Source organism: Paenibacillus sp. FSL H8-0122, from assembly GCF_038005345.1.
In the GTDB taxonomy this organism is placed as follows: Bacteria; Bacillota; Bacilli; order Paenibacillales; family Paenibacillaceae; genus Paenibacillus_AQ.
Genome location: NZ_JBBOTB010000001.1, coordinates 1,496,058 through 1,515,404, shown reverse-complemented (window position 1 = coordinate 1,515,404; position 19,347 = coordinate 1,496,058). Strand labels below are relative to the sequence as shown.

Below are 19,347 nucleotides of genomic sequence, written 5' to 3'. Positions count from 1 at the left end.
CAAGTATCCCATCTGATTAACCATACAGCAGGCAGAATAGAGTCCGGCCAGGGCTTTATTCTGTCCTGGGCTATATAGGAGTGTGAAGAGATGAACGTATCCAAGAAGCTATACTCATATTATCTAATCTGGCCTGCGCTGCTGATCTATTCAATTTTTTTCGTGCTGCCCGCGCTGATCGGACTCTTCTATTCCTTCACCGACTGGCGGCTGGACAGAGAAGCGGTTAAGTTCATCGGCTGGGACAATTTCGAACGGATTTTCACAGATCGAACGCTATTGCTTGCGATGAAAAATACAGCGATCTTCGCCATCGTTACCGTTCTCGGCAAAAATCTGCTCGGCATCGCGCTTGCGGTCGGTCTGAACATGAAGCTGAAATCCAAAAACCTGCTGCGGGCGATTTTCTACTCCCCGTCGATTCTTAGTGTTCTCGTAATCAGCATTGTGTTCACGCCCATGCTGCGCTCTGACGGAACGATTAACCGCATCTTCGAAGCTGTGGGTCTGCCTTCGCTGAGCCAGGCCTGGCTGACCAATCCGGCTCTTGTCATCTGGACAGTTGCCTTCGTGTCCATCTGGCAGCATACCGGCTTCCAAATGGCGATCTACCTGGCCGGACTCCAGTCGATCTCCAAAGAGTATTATGAAGCCGCCACCATCGACGGCGCCGGCTCCTGGCGCAGCTTCCGCAGCATCACGGTTCCGCTGCTGCTTCCTGCCATCAACATCAATCTGATGCTGACCCTGATCGGCGGCCTCAAGGTATTCTCCGAGGTGTTCGTACTCACCGGCGGGGGGCCGGGCAATGCCTCCCAGGTGGTCGGAACGATCATCCTCCGCTCGTTCGGGGAAGGCAGCTGGGGGCTGGGCACAGCCGTCAATACCCTGCTGTTCGCTGCTGTAACTGTCATCGCCATTCCCCTGCTGATCTTCATGCGGCGTAAGGAGGTATCGGAGTAATGAGCTTTTCCCGTAAAATGGCCTGGCGCAACTATATCGTCGAAGGGCTGCTGATTCTGGCCTCGCTGCTGATAATTCTCCCGCTCCTGATTATGCTGTTCGGCAGCTTCATGACCAGCTCCGAGGTGCTGAAGTTCTCCCTGCGGCTCCCGGAGGAGTGGAAGTTCTCCAACTATACGACTGTATTCAAGGAAGGCGGTCTGGGACGGGCGTTCCTGAACGGGATGCTGATTACCGGCGTATCTTCCATCCTGAACATCTTCACCTCGTCGGCGGCCTCCTTCATTCTGGTACGCCGGGAGACCAAGTGGTCGAATTTCCTGTATATGTTCTTCTTCATGGGCCTGATTGCGCCGATGTCCACCATCACCACGATCCGTGTTGTGCAATGGATGGGCTTCTATGGCAGCATCACCAGCGTCATCCTGATCTACGCTTCGCTCAACACGGCGTTCAGCGTGTTCCTGTACAGCGGATTCATCCGGTCTATTCCGAAGGCGCTGGATGAGGTTGCTTTTCTGGAGGGGGCGAATACCTTCGATGTGTTCTTCAAGATCGTCACCCCGCTGATCGTCCCGGTGAACGCCACCGTAGCGATTATGGTGTTCATGTCCGTCTGGAACGATATCACCATCCCGCTCTACTTCCTGACCGACAGCTCGGACTGGACGATGCCGCTCTCGGTATACAATTTCTACGGCAAATACAGCCGGGACTGGAACCTGATCTTTGCGGATCTGGTGTTAACCTCCCTCCCCGTACTGATCCTGTATATCTTCTGCCAGAAGTACATTGTCAGCGGACTTACGGCGGGAGCGGTGAAGGGGTAACCTCTGCCCTTTTTGTGGCTTTCTAGGACTTTGGATCATTCGGGCCGGAGCATTCAGACATAACATACAGCAGACAACCTGATGAGGCTTCCGGGAGAATCCGGCGCGCCTGCCCATCCGGTTGTCTGTCCGCCGGGCCCGGCGAGTCCATGAGCCAGAAGCACATGAAAGGGGTTTTTAATTATGAATACAAAAATAGCAAACCACAGAAGAAATCTAGCATCAAATTTTAATCCTTACGTGTTTGCGAGTTATGAACTTTCCTATTATTTTGGCTACGTCGCTGTCATTGATCCTGTATACAATAAGGTCACCAAACGGATTCCGGTAGGCCTTAACCCTGGTCCTATGTGCTTGAATCCAAGTGAGGATAAGCTCTATGTAGTAAATACGGGCAATGATTCGGTCACTATCATTGATGCATATAACTTTAACGTTATCAAAACCCTTCACATTGGCTCTTCGTCCACCTCTAGCGCTCCTGTTGCTATCTTCGCTGCTGCTAACGTGAACAAAGTCTATGTAGCCCATTCGGGTAACAGGGCCGTTACAATTATTGACTCCGTCACAGATACGGTTATTAAGCAAGTGGATTTGCCTAGCGGAAGCGGCTACCCTTTTGCCTTTGCCGGTAAGGTGAACAGTCTCTTTGTCTTTGTTGCATGTAAGTCTAAAGATAATGATAAAGGCAAGGTTGTCGCCATTTCCGTTGACGATGATACCGCCCATCCAGTTGGGGATGATACTCCGCTTGAATTTGACGGGACCCACAACCCCTTGACCGTGTACCCAGGCGGAGTGGAGCTGGTCACACTTGGGCAGACTGGCATGCTGACTCATTTTGAACAACTTACAATTGGTCCGTCCAAAACTTCAAGTATGCTGGACAATACGGTATCCGGGATCTATCTGGATAACAAAATGTTATTTTGCACCTCGCGGGAAGATAGAGCCTATCTGAAAAAATTCAACAACCTGTTCATGGACCAGCAAGGAAACATCACCCATGATCAATTCACAGAAATTCCTAGCTACAAAGGCCAGGATAAAATCCGTGTTTCAAGTGATCAAAATACTATTTGCATCACCATTCAACCCACCACTTTCCCGACAGGTGGTCTGCAAATTTACGATGTAAACGCTGCTAGTTCACGGTTTGTTCCGCTCCCTTATGTCGGTGATTTAGCACTTTACGATTTCATCATTGCCTATGTAGGACAACTGACTTCGATTCAACCGATTGATTTGGGAAATCCAAGTAATCCCATTCCTGCTATTCCGATTGGCACAAGTCCCTCAGACCGCGTCAACGTGAAGAACATTATTTCCGGTTATAGCAATCAATCCTTGTAATGCACATTTAGTATAAAAATTGAGCTGTCGCTTCAAGTCGAACTGGACTTGGGGGCAGCTCTTTTTTTTACCTTACTGGACATTAGGACTATTCGGGCCGGAGCATCCAGACATAACCTACAGCAGACAACCTGATACGGCATCAAGGCACAGGACCGGTGCGTCTGCCCATCCGCTTGTCCCGTCCGCCGGGCCCGGCGAGTCCACTAAATAGAGCTGCATGAAAGGGGATTTTATCTATGAATATGAATCAAACCGCACAGCACAGCAGAAATACACGGAGCGGCGTTTCTTATGTCTATGTGTCTTATGTAACTAGCAATGCTGGGTATATCGCTGTTATTGATCCTACTACCGATGAGATCATCAAACGGATTACGACCGGCCGCAATCCTACCGCAATGTGTTTGAATCCCTCTGGGGATAAGCTTTTCGTGGCAGATGGCCTTGGGAATGTAGTCTTAGTTTATAGTACGGATGACTTTCGCCCTTTAGGCGGAATTCCAGTTGGTAATAAACCTGTTGCTATCCTCATAGAGCCTAGCGGCAAAAGAGGCTATGTAGCTAACTATGGAGAACCCAGCGTAACGGTCTTTGATCCCATCAATCTTAAAGTAATTGGATCTGTACCTTTGAAGAACTACGGCATGCCTTTCGCCATTGCATGCAATGAGAAGAGCCCCTACGTCTATATTGCCTGCAAGGGAATTCCTCCGTTTGAAGATTTTACTACGATGATTATCATTAATAGTGATGAATATCTGCTCCTTACCATTAAGGGACCTGTATTTGATCAGACCCACAACCCCTTGACCGTTCACCCGAATGGAGATAAACTGGTTGATATTGGAAATATTGGATTTATTGCTTATGTTGTTACTGGTAATATTATCGAAAATACGATAAGTCTGCTGGACAATACAGTATCCGGGGTTTATCTGGACAATGGCTTGTTATTCTGCACGATGCGAGAAGAACGGGACTTTTTGAAATTATTCAGAAACCTGGATATTGATGAGAATTATAACATCACCTATGATGATTACAAAGAAATTCCCAGTTACAAGGATCAGGATAAAATTCGCACTTCGCCTAGTCAAAAGTATATCGGAGTCACTTTTCAACCGGGTAACTCCCCGCTGGGTGGTCTGCAAATTATTGATGCAGATAATTTAAGCTCCCGGTTTGTTGAGCTTGCTTCCATTGGCGATCTTGCATTCTTCTCAGACACCAAAGCCTATGTGGGAGGATTTAACCATGTTACTCCCTTTGATCTGGCCACTGCAAGACCTCTCCCTCCAATCGTCATAGGGACAACGTACTTCAGAGTGAAGAATGTTATTTCCGGTTATAGCAATCAAACCTCCTAATGTATATTAGTATGAATGTTCGAGTTGTCTCTTCAAGTCGAAATGGACTTGGAGGCAGCTCTTGTTATTTGAGCAGATTCTTTTTTGTTACACATGCCTTTTTGTGGACTGACTGGACGTTTTGGTTGTTCTGTATGGAAAATATATGCATAACCTAAAACAGACATCCAAATGAGGCATCCGGATACTATCTGGCGCGCCTGCCCATCCTGGTTGTCGGTCCGCCTGGCCCGGCGAGTCCATCAGGTAGAGCCACAAGAAAGGGGATTTCATCCGTGAATCCGAAAAAGACAAACAGCAGCAAGAATTTGCCCTCAGGCGATCCTTACGTTTATGTGTCTTATGAACTTGATTATCAAATCGGGTATGTCGCTGTTATTGATCCTGTAGAAGATAAGGTTATCAAACGGATTCAAGTGGGCTACAACCCTGGCCCTATGTGCACTAATATCACAGAAACAAGGCTTTACGTACTTAATACCCGTTCGAGTTCGGTCACCATCATTGATACGAATACATTTAACATTATCAAAACCGTTCGCGTTGGCAATGTTGGCAGCACAAATACCAATCCTGTTGCTATCTTCGCTTCACCTTATGGTAACAAAGTCTATGTAGCCAATGCCGGAGATCAGAACGTTACGATTATTGATACCGATACGAATACGGTTATAACAAATTTGGATATCATCCCCGGCAAGCCAGGCAAGCCTTTTGCCTTTGCGAGCAATGAGAATAGTGATTTTGTTTATGTTGCCTGCAAGGTTGCCGATAAAAAAGATTTTGTTGTCGCCATTTCCGTTGAAGATGACTACCACGCCTTTCCGTATAACCAGGGAATTGAGCTTACCTTTGACGAGGCCCGCAACCCCTTGACCGTTCACCCGGACGGAGCCACGCAAGTCACGCTTGGCCCTATAGGCATGGCTACCTATTTTGGAAATGATAGTATCGGCTTGCCCAACACATCAAGTGTGCTGGACAATACGGTATCTGGAGTCTACCTGGACAACAAATTATTATTCTGTACCACGCAAGAAGAAAAAGCCATTCTGAAACGGATTACTGACTTAACTGTTGATTGGAAAGGAAACATCACCTTTGATAAAGTTGCAGATGTTCCCAGTTACAAAGGCCAGGATAAAATTCGTGTCTCACGTACGCAAGGCTATATTGGTGTTACCATTCAACCCACTACTTTACCAACAGGTGGCCTGCAAATCTATAATGTACGCAGTGCCAGTTCCTGGTTAGTTCCACTCTCTTATATCGGCGATCTGGCATTTTTCTCAGATACCAAGGCCTATGTGGGAGAACTGAACGCCATCCGTCCGATTGATCTGGCAACCGCAAAGGCTCTGCCCTCAATCCCGATCGGGTTCGCAACCGACACTCGTATCAAAGTCAAGAATATTATTTCCGGTTATAGCAATCAATCAACATAGGCCCTGAGCACAAGAAAGGGGATTTCATCCATGAATCCGAACATGGAAAAGGCAAACAATATCCACAATTTTCCAGTTGGAGATTCTTACGTCTATGTATCTTATGAACTTGACTATTTCATTGGATATGTCGCTGTTATTGATCCTGTTGAAGATAAGGTTATCAAACGGATTCAGGTGGGTATGAACCCTGGTCCTATGTGCATGAATCCCGTAGAGAATAAGCTGTATGTAGTGAATACTCACGGGAATACGATTACTGTCATTGATGTGAATACATTTAACGTTCTCAAGACCGTTCGCGTTGGCACTCTCATTGGCGCAAATGTCGAGCCTGTTGAAATATTCTTTGCTCCTAATGGTTATAAAGTCTATGTAGCCAATTCAGTAGATCATAGCATAACGATAATTGACGCCCACACAGATACGGTTATAACCAATGTGGATGCGGGCCCCGGTACGCCTTTTGCCTTTGCGAGCAATCAGAATAGCTCTTATGTCTATGTTGCCTGCAAGCTTGCCGATAAAAAAGATTATATTGTTGCCATTTCCGTTAACGACAACTCCTCTTTTCAGTATGGTAACGAATATGAGCTTACCTTTGACGGGATTCACAACCCCTTAACCGTTCACCCGGATGGACACACCCAAGTCACGCTTGGAACTACCGGTTTGCTTAGTTATCTTGATATTTTTGCATTAAGCGTTCCCACTACGTTCAGCTTACTGGACAATACGGTATCTGCAGTCTACCTGGACAACGAATACCTATTCTGTACCACGCAAGAAGGAAGAAGCTATCTGAAACAATTTATTGACCTAGAGGTTAATATGGAAGGGCAGATACAAGGTGACTATACTTTTTCAGAAATCCCCAGTCACAAAGGCCAGGATAAAATCCGAGTGTCACGCAATCAAAAGTATATTGGCGTCACCATACAGCCCACCACTTTCCCTACGGGTGGTCTGCAAATTTTAAACCCAACCGGTAGCCAGTCCTGGTTCGTTGCACTTGATTCTATCGGCGATTTGGCGTTTTACTCAGATACTAAGGCCTATGTAGGAGAACTGAGCGCGATTCGTCCGATTGACCTGGCAACCGCAACAGCCTTGCCCGCTATCCCGATTGGGTTTGCAACCGACACTCGGATCAATGTCAAAAATATTATTTCCGGTTAGCAAGCAATCATTATAACAGCATAGCAGCCAAATCTTTGGTCATTTAGCGTTACAATAGAGTTGTCTCTTCAAGCCGAAATGGACTTGGGGGCAGCTTTTTTTTGCCGAAAATACATTGCTAAGGGGCTTAGCACAGGGCAATTAAGGGATAACACACGCCTTTTTGTGGCCTTACTGGACATTCGGATTATTCGGGCCGGAGCATTCAGACATAACATACAGTAGACAACCTGATGCGGTATCCGGATCCAAACCGGCGCGCCTGCCCATCCGGTTGTCTGTCTGCCGGGCCCGGCGAGTCCAAGAGGTTGAAACACAAGAAAGGGGATTTCATTCATGAATCCGAACAAGGCAAAGGCAAACAACAGAAATTTACCTTCAGGCGATCCTTACGTCTATGTGACTTATGAACTTGACAATCTAATTGGATATGTGGCTGTTATTGATCCGGTTGAAGATCGGATTATCAAACGGATTAAAGTGGGCTTCAACCCTGGCCCTATGTGTATGGACCCCGCAGAGAAGAAGCTTTATGTAGTTAATACCCTCTCGAATTCAGTCACTATCATCGATGCAGATACTTCTAGAATTCTCAAAACAGTTCGCGTTGGCACTCTAGGCAGCTCAAATACCAATCCTGTTGCTATCTTCGCTGCTCCTAACGGTAATAAAGTGTATGTAGCCAATTCCGGAGATCAGAACGTTACGATTATAGATGCGCTCACGGATACGGTTATAAAAAATGTGGATATCTTCCCAGGCGGCCCAGTAACCCTAGGCGACCAAGGTAAGCCTTTCGCCTTTGCGGGCCATGAGGCAAGCAGCTTTGTCTATGTTGCCTGCAAGGTTGCCGATAAAAAAGATTATGTTGTCGCCATTTCCCTTGAAGATGACCATCCTTTTCCGTATAACAGGGATATTCAACTTACCTTTGACATGTCCCACAACCCCCTGACCGTTCACCCGGACGGAGACACTCAAGTCACGCTTGGACCGATCGGCATGGCTACCTATTTTGGAGATGGCGAAATCGGCTTGCCCAACACGTCAAGTGTGCTGGACAATACGGTATCCGGGGTCTACCTGGACAACAAATTATTATTCTGTACCACGTTAGAAGAAAAGGCCATTCTGAAACGAATTACTAACCTGACCGTTGATTGGAAGGGAAACATCACCTTTGATAAATTTGCAGATGTCCCCAGTTATAAAGGCCAGGATAAAATTCGTGTGTCGCGTACGCAAGGCTATATTGGCGTCACTATTCAGCCCACTACTTTCCCGGAAGGTGGTCTGCAAATATACAATGTTAACGGTGGCACATCCCAGTTTGTTTCGCTTGCTTCTGTCGGCGATCTGGCGTTCTTCTCAGACACCAAGGCCTACGTGGGAGAACTGACCTCGGTTCGTCCGATTGATCTGGCAACCGCAACGGCCCTGCCCGCTATCCCGCTTGGGCATTCAAATAACAATAATGTCACCGTCAAGAATATTATTTCTGGTTATAGCAATCAATCCCAATAACAGCAATCCTATTGATCATAGACCGTAAAAGCGAAGCTGCCTCTTCAAGCCGATAAAGGCTTGGGGGCAGCTTTTTTGAGCAGTCTCAACATATGTCCAGGAACTCTAAGTGGCTTTACTGGGCTGACTGGATGTTTTTATTGTTCTGGCTGTTCTGACCGGGAAATCCATGAATAACCTATAGCAGAACCATAAGAAAGGGGATTTCATCCATGAGCCCGAACAAGGCAAATACAAACAAGAGAAGGAGCATGCCTTCAGGAAGTCCTTACGTCTTCGTTACTTATAATCTTCACTCTCTATATGGACATGTCGCTGTAATTGATCCGATAAATGATCAGTTGCAAAGACGAATTCCGGTAGAAGCCAATGCTGGCCCTATGGCTATGGATCCAACAGAAAAAAAGCTTTACGTGGTGAATACCGGCTCAGATACGGTCACCGTCATTGATACGAATAACTTTGACATTCTCGCTTCCATATTCGTTGGCAATGATCAGTTCACAAATTCCGGTATTGCTGCGGTCTTCGTTGCCCCTTACGGCGACAAAGCCTATGTAGCCAATTTCAATGATAGAGCCGTAACGATTATTAATACCAAAACGGATAAAGTAACAACAAAAGTGGATGTGGGCTCAGGTAAGCCTTTCGCCTTTGCGAGCAATGAGAAAAGCTCCTTTGTCTATGTCGCCTGCAGGGTTGCCGATGGACGCGATTACATTGTCGCCTTTTCCATTGAGGATAACATTGGCTATCAGTATGGCAACGAACTTAATCTTACCTTTGATGAGACCCGCAACCCCTTGACTGTTTCCCCGGATGGAAACACCCAAATCACGTTGGGAACTAACGGTATCCTTTGTTTTTTTGATGATGATGTGAAAGGCCAGCCTACCACATTAAGTTTACTGGACAATACGGTATCCGCAGTCTACCTGGATAACAAATTGTTATTTTGTACCTCGCAAGAAGGAAAGAGCTATCTGAAACGAATTATTGACCTCACTGTTAGTCCGAACGGACAAATAAGCTATGATGATTTTAAAGATATTAACAGCTTCAAAGGGCAGGATAAAATTCGTTTTTCCCGCAATCAAAAGTATATAGGCATCACCATACAGCCCACTGTTCTCCCGAGGGCGGGACTTCAAATTTACAATTCAACCGGTACCCAGTCCCGGTACGTCTCACTTCCTTCTGTCGGCGATCTGGCCTTTTACTCAGACACCAAGGCCTATGTGGGAGAATTACAAGCGATCCGTCCGATCGATCTGGAAACTGCGACGGCCTTGCCCGTTATCACGATTGGTTCTTATGACACTACTCCAGTTCAAGTCAAGAATATTATCTCCGGTTACCGCAATCAATCCTAACAAGATACAACTACAAGAAAAGAGGAATTCATCCATGAACACAAACAATGCAAAAACAAAAGAAATGGCAAACAGAAGGAGATCCTCAGGCAATCCTTACGTCTATGTTAGTTATGTGTATGATTATGTTGCCGGGTATATCGCCGTTATTGATCCTGCTCGCGATGAAATCATCCGAACTGTTATCGCTGGCTTCGACCCTGGCCCTATGTGCACAGATGTCGAAGAAAAGAAGCTTTATGTACTAAGCAGCCAAGGCAGGTCGGTCACCGTTTTTGATACAGATACTTTTGACATTCTGGCTTCCTATCACATCGGCGATACAAATGACTCCTACCCTGTTGCTATCCTCGCCTCTCCTCTGGGCGGTAAACTGTATGTAGCCAATTCCGGTGAAAAAACAGTTGTAATTATCGATACCTCCACGCATGGCATTACAAAAGAGGTGGATGTAGGTCCAGGCAAGCCCTTTGCTTTTGCGAGCAATAAGAACAGCAACTTTGTCTATGCTGCCTGTAAAGTTGCAGATGGTGAGGATTATGTAGTCGCCATTTCCCTCGAGAAGGACATCGCTTATCCGTATGGCAAGGAAATGGGGTTAACCTTTTACGAGGGGCTCAACCCCTTGGCTGTTCATCCGGATGGGCACACCCAAGTCACAATGGGAACTCCCGGGATGCTTGTTCATACAGATGATAAAATTGGCAAGCCGGTTATGACAAGTCTGCTGGACAATACGGTATCCGGCGTATACCTGGACAACAAAAAGTTATTTTGTACCACAGACGAAGGAAAAAGTATTATTAAAGAAATTACTGACCTGGCCGTTGATGAAGAAGGAAACGTAACTTACAATTATTATTTAGATATTGATAGCTACAAGGGCCAGGATAAAATTCGTTATTCCCGTAATCAAAAATATGTTGGCATCACCATACAACCCACCACTACACCGGTAGCCGGAGTTCAATTCTACACTTCAACCGGTACCAATTTCCCGATAGTCAGACTGCCGTCCGTCGGTGATCTGGCGTTTTCCTCGGACACCAAGGCCTATGTGGGGTTATTCAAAACCGTTCGCCCGATTGATCTGGCAACTGTAAGGCCCCTGCCCGCTATCCCGATGAGTCCCATAAGCACCGATAATATCCAAATAAGAAATGTTATTTCCGGTTATAGCAATCAATCCTGACAGTGCTGGGCGCACTAACAAAAGAGCAGCGGATGTCCAATAAATGGATTATCGCTGCTCTTTTTGAATCAAAAGTCTTAAGCTTGAACCGCCTCGTTAGTGTTACTGTTACTTATGCCCCAGCAGATTGGAGATGACTTGCGCGCTCTCGGCGCGGGTCATGGTCTCCTGAGGCGCGAATTGCTGGTTGCCGCGTCCTTGGATCAGGCCCATCTGTTCAGCGGTAACGGCAGCGTTCTTCGCCCAATCCTGAATCCGGGAATAGTCACTGAACGAGCTGGCAGCAGATTCACTGCTGCTCTTGCTTCCCTTCAAGTGTTCATGTGCCCGAACGATCATGAGCGCCATCTCCTCGCGGGTAATGCGCTCATCCGGAGCGAAGGTCTCCTTGCTGCGTCCCTGCACAATGCCTGCTTCGTTCACTGCTGCTACAGCTTCGGCGTACCAGGCTTTGGCATCCACATCGGTGAAGGCTGATGCGGCTGAGCTTGCCGCCTTAAGGCCGAGCGCACGGGTAATCATCGCGGCGAATTGCGCCCTTGTAACTTCCCCTTGCGGCTGGAACTCCGTACTGGAGATGCCCTCGATAATATGCTTCGCAGCCATGGACTTAATGACAGAGCTTGCCCAGTGGCCGCTGCTGACATCGGTGAAGCTCTTATCGTACTCCAGTACGGCGTAATGGCTGAAATGCTGCACATCAGCAGTAAACTTTCGATTACTATCTACCAGCTTACCGCCCACATATTCCACTGCTCCGCTGGCAGCGATATGGTAGACGCCAAGCAAATCGCGGTTCGCCTTAGAATCTACTGCGAAGGTCACCGTCAGCGGCTTGGCAAAAGCCGTCACCGGTACGGTGCTTCCGTCCGCAGCAACAACCTCCAGGCTGAAGCTGATGACCTCGCTTGCCGCGGTTAACCGGACAGACCCGTTGACTGCCGGATTATTCATCCGCTGTTGTAGGCTGTCAGCGTCTGTCTTCACCGCAGATAGCCTGATGGCAACTCCATCGGCTTGACCTCCACCTGCAACAACAGTATTCAGGATACTCTTCAAAGCTTCCGGGCCCAGATCAACAGCAATTGTATTCCAGGCAAGACGCAGGGTGTTCGCGCCTGTCATGCTTGTGACTCCTGCCGGAAGCAGCACGGATTCCGTAGCGTCCGTAAGCTGAATGGTTACGATTCCGTCTGCCGGAGCCGTGAAATCATCCTGATGAAGCACCTTCTCCGTCTGTGGAGACGGGGACGGGGAAGGCGTTACAGCCGGTTTCGGTGTTGGTGTTGCAGTCGGTGCCGGTATCCATACCGGCTCATTCGTTGGAGCCGATGTGGCTGACGGTTCAGGAGCTGGTGTTGGCGTCGGGGTTGGTGGCTGCTCCACCGGCGGCAGCTCTTCTTCGCTTACCGTCACCGTTCTTGTCACTTCTTCGGCTGCGTTGCCGGCTGTATCTCTGACATTATAATGGAAGATATATTCCCCTGCTTGCGCCGTATCCAGTTCGGTCAAGCTGTAGACATCACTGGTTACGGTGGTCTCAATGCGTTCTGTGATATCTCCGTCCTGATCGTCATAAGCGGTAGCTCCCGCATCGGTGTATTCCGCTCCGACCGGCAGATTGACTGTCGCCTCGCCTGTCAGGGTAATAACCGGCGGTACCGTATCCGGTTCCGGTAGCGTGATCGTTCCACTGGCCGAGCTGTCTGCTCTCGCTTCCCCCTTGCTCAGCGTTACTGTGAAGGTGAAGCTGCCGTCAGTATCCTCCGTGGCTTCCTGGAATGCAGACAAGGTAATGTCACCCATTGTAACCCCGGTGTCGCTTAAGCCCGGCAACCCGCTAATGGTCTGCGCCAGCCAGTTCCGTACAGCTTCTTCACTATTCGCTTGCGCCTTCTTGACGCTGTAAGCCGCGCCTTCAATTATACTCTTCGCTTCAAGGACAGCCTGTTCATTGGCCGCGCTGGCCAAATCCTTCGCCACAGCCAGATAGCTGATCAGCGAAGCCTGGCTGAACGTATTGTTCACCGAATATTTCACCGTACCGCTGACCGGCAGCGTGAAATCATGTTGAACCTTCACTCCGCCCAGACCAGCAACCAGTCCGGTCTTTACCGTCTCGGTCACAATCTCTCCCTCGGCATCAGGATAGCTGATTGTAATATCCATCGTCCGGTTCAGGTTATTCCACCAGTCCAGATGATAGGAAGTAACCGTATATTTACCTGCACTCAGAGGCAGGTTGTAGACCAGCGGCGTATTTTTCGTATTCGAGCTGTACACTCCGGTCTGGGCTTTATTGGTGGTAACTACATCACCGCCCAGCCCTTTGACACTGTAGTTACCGCCCGTATTCGTATGTCCCCATACTGAATCCCCTGTGGACAGTTGGTCCGCCTTCTGATTCAGCAGACTGTCGCCTGCAAGATCCCGGATGGCTGTATACGGCGGAGTGTCGCCATCCCCGGCAACACCCATGTCCAGGAAGTACACCAGCCCCTCAGGAACCACTTCCACATAGGTAATAGTCTTCAGGCTTCCATAGGTGCCAGTGACCGCTACCCGTTCATATGGAGTATTGAAGTTAAGCGTATCGAGATTCCACTTCACAGCTACCTGTATGGTCGTGCCGTCTGCGAGCGTGGCCTCTACCTTGGCTGGCAGCTCCGGCAGTTGCCCTGCATAGGTGGCCCTATCAGGAATGGACGCAAGCTCTCTCACATCTCCAAGCAGCAACAGATTCAGAGAGGAAGACAGACGTTCCGCCAGCTGCGTTGCCCCTTCCTGGTCCAGCCGGTAGAGAACCGGATCATTCAGTGCTGCCTGGGCCGTATCCAGGGCATTCGTGAACATCCTCCAATCCTTCTCCGGGTAGTCGTCTTCCCTGCTGACCGCAAGCGCAGCACTCACCGCCTGCTTAAGCTCCGCCGTATCCGGGCTTCCTGCTCCTTCCCCGCTGATGACCGCCACGGAATCCACGGTCAGGGTTCCGCTCAGCACCTTGAGCTGAACCGTATGCTCATCGTATTTCAGTCCACGGAGCGTGAAGGTCTGGTATAGCTCCTTCGCTGCGTTAGCAGCGCCCGCGACTACCAGGGTCTCGCCGTCCACCACAGCTTCCAGCTTCGCGGAGCCGTCATTCGGCCCCAGAATATCAAGGCCCGTGCCGGTAAAAGTATACTTCAGCACCGCCCCTGCCCCTTGGCTGGTAGAGAGGGAACGCTGATAGACATACATGCCTTTGCCATTCTCATGGACCCAGCCGCCTTCATAGACCAGCTTGGTCCCTGGGACCTCAGCCAGATCCGTCATCTCCAGATTATCCAGTTGCTCGGAATAATAAGGGGTATACCCGTCTACCTTCTCCACCTTCAGATTATCGAAGCGGGTATGATAGAAGCCGCTGGCGAGCTGCACGCGCCCGGAGAGCTTCGGATTCGGATCGGTGTAGGAGGCAAGCTCAACCTGATCCAAATAAGCAGTCACCGTATCACCGGCCACCTGAATGGCAAGGTTATGCCACGCATCATGTGCCGTATTGAAATTCGAAATCTTCACACCGCCGGAGCCGGTAGCTGCGTTGCCGCTGGCCACAACGGTGCCGCTGGACAGCAGCTGCCAGCCGCCATCAAACCAGAACTTGAGCGCATAAGGGGTGCCGTTAATCGTCTGCGGCCCGCCTTGGTATCTGGTTCCAACCGCTGCGTAATTGTTCCCTCCAAACGTGCTATTCTGTTCAAAAGATACATCGGCACTCGCCTTGTAATTGGTCCAGCGGTAATCCCCGATTGCAGTAACCGGGTCGCCGCCATTCCAGGCGCCGCCTACTCCGGTGGTCGTCTGGTCCAGCTGCTGCCGCAGGACATAGTTATCCGTGCCATCGACCAGATAGCCCTCGAACGCTCCGTTGAGGTCCTGCGTATAACGCGGCATGACACTATACGGGCCGCCGCGCGAGCTGACATAGCTCTGCATGCCAGTAATCTGCCCGCCCTCTCCGATCACGGGAACACTCCGGTCGCCATAATTGAAGTCATCGGCGTACAGCGTCTGATCCTCCGTATTCTGCACAGAACCGGTAGCATCGGTATCAAGCACTGTGCGTTCGCCCTCCACCGGGAGCGGTGTGTTGAATCCTGCCTTATTGCGGTTATCCAGCGTGGTAACCGTGACAATGGAGAACGGCTTCACACGGATGGTATACACACCGCTGCCGTCTGCATGCACATCCCCCAGATCTTTCATATAATTGCTGTTAAAAGCCTGACCTGTCTCCGCCGCACGCGTCTCCCACATTTCCAGGGATGGATTGCCGGTATAGGCCATGTTGACAGCCTGGAGCTTGTAGATCTTCTCAACCTCGCTGTCATTGATAATCACCGTCGAGAAATCCTGCTTGTCAGGTGAAGCCAGTGTCATATAGCTCGGAGTTCCGTTGCGCCCGCTTACCGGGTTCGTGCCGGTTGCTCCGGTGTAGCTCGCCTGGGGAACAGCCCGCCAGATTCCTGCCGTATTGTCTTCGTTCTCCCAGCCGGTCTTGGCGAACCCATTAAAATGCTTCAGAACCAGCAGTCCAGCGTCATAATGAATGAAGCCCGACCACGGGTCACGGGCGCTGAGCAGCTCCTTGAACGAGTACTGCCCGCCTTCATAGAAGGAGCCAATTGCCGGCTGATAGATGAAATGCGTCCGGCGTGAATTCACGAAGCCCTTAATAATGGTATTGCCCATCTCTAGCGGTCCGCCGGTGCCGCCGATCCCTGTCCCGGGCTTAGAAGGGTCTTTCATATTATTGTGAGGGCGGAAGGCCGAATTACTGAAGGTGGCCTGGGCTTCACTGTTCCAGATCTCTTTGTCGAATTCATCCGCCAGCCGCTTGAAATTGCCTTTGCTGTCGTCATCGGTGTTGTAATGATACCCGGCAGCGGCTACAGCTTCGCGCAGCGACAGGTCATTCACCAGTGCATCGCCGAAGGAGCCGATGCCGACCTCATCGGAAATCACCAGCTTAATACTGTGGTACAGCTCTTTCTCCTGCTCGCCTTCAAACCCGGCAGTATCCGCTTTGACCCTCTCGCCATACTGCTTCGTCCAGGCCAAATCCGGCGCGTGCTCATTGATATGGGGATTCACATAATCCACCATATACCCGTATTCACGGTATGCGGCCAGAATGGTGTTTTTGTACCAGGTATAGATTTTATCATTGCTGTTCGCCCAGGCCGGAGCATTCCAGCGCAGGAAGCTGACCTTCACTGCCGGATTAATGGCCTTAGCATCAGCCGCAAGCTGGAAGCCGGGATGCCGGGCCACATTGGCCTCCTCATCCTCCGTGCGCATTGTCGCAGGGTCAGGACCGGTAGAGTTATTGCGGTCATTGCCCATCTCAATCTTGACATGGTCGATCAGCGGGCGGTCGCCGCCGAACAGGAGCTTCAGCATTTGCGCATACGCCTCCGGCTGCTCGGACTTATAGTCCATCAGCAGGGCGCTGGTGCTGTTGCCGCTCAGTACGCCGAAGCCTTTGAAGGTCAGGCCGTTAACATTGTCAGCCTTGATATCATTGCCGTCCAGCTGGACTCTGATCGCAGAAGCATCGGTCTCGCTGGCAGAAGCTACAGGCAACCCTAGTGCAGGGAACATCCCAGCCACGAGTGTAGCGGACATCAGCACGGAGAAAAGCCTTTTCTTCACGCGGTTCTTTCTGTTCATTCATTAATCCTCCTCTTTCTCACCTAAGTAAGCGCATTCAACATGTCGTTAGTAGAATGATTGACTTGGACAGACCTTCGTCTAAATTCACAATGCGGATATACAAATACCTGGCAGACTGCGACAAGCTGCAACTGCCAGGCGGATACTCTACTCACCTCAATCCTCGATTGGGACTGGATAGGATATTTTTATTACCTGCAAGTGGTTTACACTGCATAAGAAGCACTAAAGAAATTAACAAAAAGCAAAAGAAGCGGAGGGGAAATTTGGAACTGTAGGAGCGGTAGCGACCGCCTGAAAGCTTTCCGCAGGAAAGCTCGCTTCGGAAGCATCAGCAGTCACCGGATTTCACCCGCGAACAGCGGTTTAAATCAAGAAATCTGGTGACAACAGCGGCCGGAAGTCCAAATGTTCACCGCAGCGACGATGCAGCTTCAAGTTCAAAACTTAAATGCGTCTTATATAGTTAAAATCTGACTCCACTACCCCTTAATCCCCGAAGCAGCAACGCCTTGCACAAAGTACTTCTGAAGTGCCAGGAACACAAACACTACCGGAATGATCGACACCACACTCGCCGCCATAATCAGGCCATACTCCGCAGAATACTGTGAGATGAACATCCGCAGACCGATCTGGATGGTCTTAAGCTTCGTATCGGTCAGATAGATCATTGGCCCGAGGAAGTCATTCCAGGTGGCGACGAAGGTGAAGATGGTGAGTGTTGACAGCGCGGGCTTGGACAGCGGAAGCATGATTCTTGCCCAAATTCCGTATTCGCTGAGTCCGTCAATCCGGGCCGCTTCACATAATTCATCCGGTACTCCCTGATAGAACTGGCGCATCATGAACACACCGAAGGCCGAGAAGGCTTGCAGCAGAATGATTGCCAGGTGGGTATTGTTCAGTCCCATGTAACGCATCAGAATGAACTGCGGCACCATATAGGCCTGCCAAGGAATCGCGATTGTCGCGATGTACCCCAGGAAGATCACATTTTTACCTCTGAAATGCAGCTTCGAGAACGCATACGCCGCGAAGCTGGAAGTCAACAGCTGCAGGATCGTAACGATAATGGATAATTTCGCTGTATTGTAGATGAAGCGTCCGAGCGGAATCCGGGTCCAGATATCCTGGAAATTCTCCCAGCGCGGATTCGCCGGAATCCACTGCATCGGGAAGGAGAAGACATCCTTGTTCAGCTTGAGCGATGACGACAGCATCCAGATATACGGCACCAGCATTGCCAGCACGGTCAGAATTAACAGGGCATATACAAGCACCATTAAGCTGATTTTAAGTCCTTTACTTTTACCAACCATATCTTATAGATCCCCCTATTGTCCGTATTTCTTCTCGCCGCGGAACTGGACGATGGTAATGCCGAGTACCAGCAAGAAGAGCACAATCGCCATGGCACTGGCATATCCGTAATCCAGCGAGCGGAACGCCGTGTTGTAGATCTGATAGACCATGACCCGTGTAGCATTGTTGAGCTGGTTATCCGCGCCCGCGAACAGGTTGATGAAGATATCGTAGACCTTGAACGAGTTGATGACGAGAATCATCAGGACAAAGAAGGTGGTTGGTGCCAGCTGCGGCACAGTCACGTTGCGGAATCTTCTCCACGGGCCTGCCCCGTCCAGCTCAGCCGCTTCATACAGCTCTGGATTAATGCCCTGGAGACCGGCCAGATAGATGACCATGTAGTAGCCCATATTTTTCCACACGGTGAAAAGCACTACCGTAAACATCGCCCACTGCTTATCCGCCGCCCAGCGGGGCAACTCCTCCAGCGGAATGCCGGTAATCAAGTGCAGGATGTTGTTCACCGGACCCATGGTCGGGCTGAAGATGAAGTTCCATACCGCCGCAACCGCTACCAGCGAAGCCACATAGGGGAAAAAGAAGACCGTTCTCATGAAATTACGGCCCATAATCTTCTGATTAAGCAGAATCGCCAGCGCCAGCGCTACAATCATGGTCAGCGGCACGACTCCGATGGTGTAGACAATCGTGTTCCACAAGGCTTTGTGGAAGGTGGTATCCGAGATCAGCCGGGTAAAGTTGTCCAGCCCGATGAACTTCATCGGATTGGCCCCGTCCCATTTCACAAAGGCCAGAATAAAGGCAAAAATCATCGGTACCAGGGTGAACAGGGCAAATCCGATAAAGTTCGGCGCAATAAAGCTATACGCGACCAGGTTATCCCGGAATCCGCGCGACAACCGGCTTTTTGGGCTCTTATTTGTACGCAATAGGGTTTCGTTCTGCATTTGTTCTCCTCCAAACCTTATATAACATCCCCGCAAAGTGGGAATTACTTCGAAGCCTGTTATTGTGAATGCTGTGATGTCCTCTATTTATATGGAAGGCGGGCCTTCGCCCGCCCTTCATTCAGGA

The 19,347-nt window shown here is 49.6% G+C and carries 12 protein-coding genes; 9 read left to right on the top strand and 3 right to left on the bottom strand.

Features of this window, described 5'->3' with window-relative positions:
- The first annotated feature begins 90 nt into the window (after positions 1-90).
- From NSS64_RS06475 to NSS64_RS06435, 9 genes are all read left to right on the top strand, one after another.
- Positions 91-963, top strand: coding sequence for a carbohydrate ABC transporter permease (locus tag NSS64_RS06475; protein WP_341139616.1), 873 nt, complete (start codon positions 91-93; stop codon positions 961-963).
- Positions 963-1,793: a carbohydrate ABC transporter permease gene (locus NSS64_RS06470; RefSeq protein WP_341139615.1), complete on the top strand. Its 831-nt coding sequence runs from the start codon at positions 963-965 to the stop codon at positions 1,791-1,793. The genes NSS64_RS06475 and NSS64_RS06470 overlap by 1 nt, the downstream gene beginning before the upstream one ends.
- Before the next feature lie 183 nt (positions 1,794-1,976).
- On the top strand, positions 1,977-3,146 hold the full coding sequence (locus tag NSS64_RS06465; RefSeq protein WP_341139614.1) for a YncE family protein: 1,170 nt from the start codon (positions 1,977-1,979) through the stop codon (positions 3,144-3,146).
- Positions 3,147-3,385: 239 nt separating this feature from the next.
- A complete protein-coding gene (locus NSS64_RS06460; RefSeq protein ID WP_341139613.1) occupies positions 3,386-4,516 on the top strand; it encodes a YncE family protein in 1,131 nt (376 codons plus the stop codon).
- Positions 4,517-4,791: 275 nt separating this feature from the next.
- Positions 4,792-5,961, top strand: coding sequence for a YncE family protein (locus tag NSS64_RS06455; RefSeq protein WP_341139612.1), 1,170 nt, complete (start codon positions 4,792-4,794; stop codon positions 5,959-5,961).
- Between the two features lie 30 nt (positions 5,962-5,991).
- A complete protein-coding gene (locus tag NSS64_RS06450; RefSeq protein ID WP_341139611.1) occupies positions 5,992-7,140 on the top strand; it encodes a YncE family protein in 1,149 nt (382 codons plus the stop codon).
- A 336-nt stretch (positions 7,141-7,476) separates the two neighbouring features.
- Positions 7,477-8,664, top strand: a complete 1,188-nt coding sequence (locus NSS64_RS06445) for a YncE family protein (RefSeq protein WP_341139610.1) — start codon at positions 7,477-7,479, stop codon at positions 8,662-8,664.
- Positions 8,665-8,876: 212 nt separating this feature from the next.
- Complete coding sequence (locus tag NSS64_RS06440; protein WP_341139609.1) at positions 8,877-10,037, top strand: YncE family protein; 1,161 nt, start codon at positions 8,877-8,879, stop codon at positions 10,035-10,037.
- A 34-nt stretch (positions 10,038-10,071) separates the two neighbouring features.
- Entirely contained in the window at positions 10,072-11,229 is a 1,158-nt protein-coding gene (locus tag NSS64_RS06435; RefSeq protein ID WP_341139608.1) for a YncE family protein, read from the top strand.
- A gap of 108 nt (positions 11,230-11,337) precedes the next feature.
- Here NSS64_RS06435 and NSS64_RS06430 read toward each other — a convergent pair whose 3' ends face one another.
- The 3 genes from NSS64_RS06430 to NSS64_RS06420 form a co-directional block, all read right to left on the bottom strand.
- Complete coding sequence (locus NSS64_RS06430) at positions 11,338-16,941, bottom strand: S-layer homology domain-containing protein (RefSeq protein ID WP_341139607.1); 5,604 nt, start codon at positions 16,939-16,941, stop codon at positions 11,338-11,340.
- A gap of 485 nt (positions 16,942-17,426) precedes the next feature.
- Entirely contained in the window at positions 17,427-18,266 is an 840-nt protein-coding gene (locus NSS64_RS06425; protein ID WP_341139606.1) for a carbohydrate ABC transporter permease, read from the bottom strand.
- 15 nt (positions 18,267-18,281) lie between these two features.
- Positions 18,282-19,220 carry a carbohydrate ABC transporter permease gene (locus tag NSS64_RS06420; RefSeq protein ID WP_341139605.1) on the bottom strand — a complete coding sequence of 313 codons (939 nt, stop codon included), beginning with the start codon at positions 19,218-19,220 and terminating at the stop codon, positions 18,282-18,284.
- Positions 19,221-19,347 lie beyond the last annotated feature (127 nt).